This window comes from Mycobacterium sp., assembly GCF_052144515.1.
Taxonomy (GTDB): Bacteria; Actinomycetota; Actinomycetes; order Mycobacteriales; family Mycobacteriaceae; genus Mycobacterium.
Genome location: NZ_JBKQQD010000064.1, coordinates 1 through 2,995, shown reverse-complemented (window position 1 = coordinate 2,995; position 2,995 = coordinate 1). Strand labels below are relative to the sequence as shown.

Annotated in this window: 3 protein-coding genes; 1 reads left to right on the top strand and 2 read right to left on the bottom strand. The window is 60.0% G+C overall.

What is annotated here, in order from left to right:
• The first annotated feature begins 911 nt into the window (after window positions 1-911).
• Entirely contained in the window at window positions 912-1,640 is a 729-nt protein-coding gene (locus ACLP9N_RS03350) for a helix-turn-helix domain-containing protein (protein WP_442406066.1), read from the top strand.
• A 537-nt stretch (window positions 1,641-2,177) separates the two neighbouring features.
• Here the strand turns inward: ACLP9N_RS03350 and ACLP9N_RS03345 are convergent.
• Both ACLP9N_RS03345 and dndE read right to left on the bottom strand, forming a co-directional pair.
• Window positions 2,178-2,573, bottom strand: a complete 396-nt coding sequence (locus ACLP9N_RS03345) for a hypothetical protein (RefSeq protein ID WP_442406065.1) — start codon at window positions 2,571-2,573, stop codon at window positions 2,178-2,180.
• On the bottom strand, window positions 2,573-2,995 hold a 423-nt coding region (gene dndE / locus ACLP9N_RS03340), incomplete at its 5' end, for a DNA sulfur modification protein DndE (protein ID WP_442406064.1). The genes ACLP9N_RS03345 and dndE, both read right to left, overlap by 1 nt.

Sequence of the window (2,995 nt, the reverse complement as noted above, 5' to 3'; positions counted from 1 at the left end):
TGATCGATGTGGTCCTTTCGCGCGCTGCCAACGACAACGTGACGGTGGCGCTGGCAAGATTCACGATCAGCTAGAGACTCCTTGGAGACCGGTTAGGCCACGCACCAACGACTGGGACAGACAGGGGGAATGAGGCACCAGGGGCGTCTTGGCGGGTCAAGTCCTGGCCACGCATTCGCAACTGGGACAGAGGGTTCTGACTGGCAAGGGTGTTTCCTTACCCCAAGCTCCTCATTAGCGGTTTCGGGTCGCACTGCGCGAATCAGATAAAGACGTCGAGCCTGGCTTCATTCCGTATCAGTTTGGGGCGCGCCCTCGCCGATTCCCGCAACCCTAGCTCCGAACTCGCGGGCGATCTCCCGCGTGAGGTCAGTGCTACCCGTATCGACGGCCTCCCCAGAAGGTGGCCTCCCCAAAGGAATCGGGAAACGTTTCTTGACCCGCCGGGAAATGACGCTTCGTCCCCACGGGCGGCCCAAGAAGCAACATAACGATTCCAGACACCGTTTCCGCTTCAGAGTGTAGCATGCGAGGAATCACCTGGCGTGCATGGTCGGCCTCGCCCTGACTATTGACATCCACATGATTCCGTTGTATTAAAATCAAGGCAGGAGAGTGACGGTGCGGGGCTTGCGATGTACGTCGATGTGATCATTTGGGACGATGAGAACGAACCGCACATCACCGGCCCCGGTGAAGTAACAGCGGAAGACGTCGAGAAGCGATTCATCGCCATCCGGGCAGCCATGACGATCCGGACGATTACAGCGCCTCGACCGAGCTGCCGCTCATTTTTGGCGACACTTCGACGGGCAAGCACATCGTGGTGGTATTCGAGGATTTGAGCGACGATGACCTCATCATCATCCGGCCCAACACAGCCTACCCGGTCAAGGAATATGGAGACTGACATGACCTCGCCTCGGATTTCTGAACGGACCCGCGCGGTCCTGGAGAAGTTACCCGATGAGAAACGGACCCGCGCCGAAGCGATCATCGCGCAAACCCAGACGCCCGAGGCCAGGGCAAGTGACGCTGCCGACTGCGCCATCCTTGACCGCGAGTACCGCGAGACGGGGCGGATCGCCACCCTCAGCGAGAAGCTCGATCCCGAGGACTTAGCCGCATTCCGCACGCTCATCTCGACCTTGCGTGACGCGCGTTTGACGCGGGGGATGAGCCTTGAGGAGCTAGCCTCGCTGTCAAAGCTGGACAAGGCCACGCTCAGCCGCCTGGAGGCCGGCAAGCAGGCCAACCCGACCGTCGCCACGCTCCTGAGGTACGCCCGGGCACTGGATATGCCGCTCACCCTGTCACTGGGGCCGCAAACAACCGCGACCCAGGAGATTTCTCAGGCCCCCCAGGCGAACCCCACGCCTGGACAGGCAACGCAGACGCCGCCTCAGGATTCCGGCGTGGAGCTGGCTCTGACCGGTCAGGGCAGGCCCTACGTCACAGCCCGGAGCGAGGTTTACAAGAAATTCCGTGCCTACCTCGACGCTCTGGGCATCACCGTCTCAACGCGAAAAGGCGACGCCATGGGGACGGTCGCGATCGTACCCGACCCCGCAATCGACCGCGACCGCCTGCGTGGATTGGTCGATCGCTGGACAACCACGGTCGCGGCGAGCTGCGAATAGGCGTCTGTTAACCCTGGATCTTCTGCCGTTTGAGCCTCTGCACGCGCTTGTCTGTGTAAGGCAAGTAGATCGAAACCTCGTAATCTCCGACGTGTCCCCACACCTGCATGAGACGCTCTTTCGGAAAATCTCGGTAACTCGATACCTCGAGCTCGACCAACAGTTGGATAGGTTCTTGCAAGGTTGACGTCACCGACAAAATTGAACGCCCGTTCATATTGATCGGGCGAAGTTGATGGGTAATTCGGTGGCCACAGCTACCTAAAGCCATTGGAAACAGGGACTTGCCGCTGGTTCTTTTCAAGCTCCCTATCCATCCCAGACTATCACTCGGGACTTTTGTCGGTAACGTCAAGGTTGGCATTCTTGTGCTACTGGAAACTGAGAATCGACGGCTTCGTTGTGAGCCGAGCCTTGACGAAATCAGGCTGGGAGCGCAGTCGACGTAAGGTCCGCTGTGCGGACCATCCGAATCGGTCCGCACAGCGGACCCTGCAATTATATGGCGTTATATATAAGCCGATGACACCATATGGCCTAATCCTCGATAAACCCGACATCAAAGCGAAAATGCGGTTCCGTGTACCAGCCCTTGCCGCTCTGCACCAGGACTTCGGGCCGATGCTCGTATCCGAGTTCGAGCTCCTGCAGCCACATGCTTTCGCCGAGCGTCAACAGAACCCCCCACTCCAACGGGCCGGACTCCCAGCTCACCCGCCAGAACGCGCTGTATCCTAGGCTCTTGGCCTCGGCCGGCGACCAAAGCGAACACTCGTCGCCGGGCTCGAAATGCTGCTGGAGAAACCCGAACAAGGCCCGCGCCGCCTCCGGGGCGTTCAACCGCCGAAGATCGAGAGGGGTGGCCTGGAGCCTGGCAAGAGATCGTTGATTCCGCTTGCAGTCGATCATGTTCGGCCGGCCTTTCAGTTCCATCAGGGAGACACGAGTTCTTCGCCATCACGAACGTCGTGAAGTTCGGGCCCGAGGACTGCGGCGCTCATTGAGCCTTTGTGCATGGCGAGCTTCACCAAGTCGCTGATCGAGCCAATCTTGTGCGGCGTGGCGAGATAGCCGATGCCCCGGTGTAGGTGAAGTCGAAACTGCCGCGCCAGCACCTCCTCCGAGGTTCCCAGCCCTTCCATCACGCAGCGCTCCTTGAGAAGGGCCATGTACAGCTCATGGGCCTCTCCGCCGAATACCTGCCATTCCATCTCCACGTTGCTGTCGGCGGGAATCTCGACGGGCGTCGGCGGTGTCGCTTGCTGGAGTGACAGGCAAAAGGCCCACCGGCAGAGGATGTTCCACTGGTTGATACCGGTGCGGGTCTTGAGCCGGATGAGCTGCTCCCGGGCCTG

Bases quoted from the DNA above. Each gene is read 5' to 3' on its own strand.
- ACLP9N_RS03345 (WP_442406065.1), bottom strand. From the start codon at position 2,573: ATGGAACTGAAAGGCCGGCCGAACATGATCGACTGCAAGCGGAATCAA.
- ACLP9N_RS03350 (WP_442406066.1), top strand. From the start codon at position 912: ATGACCTCGCCTCGGATTTCTGAACGGACCCGCGCGGTCCTGGAGAAG.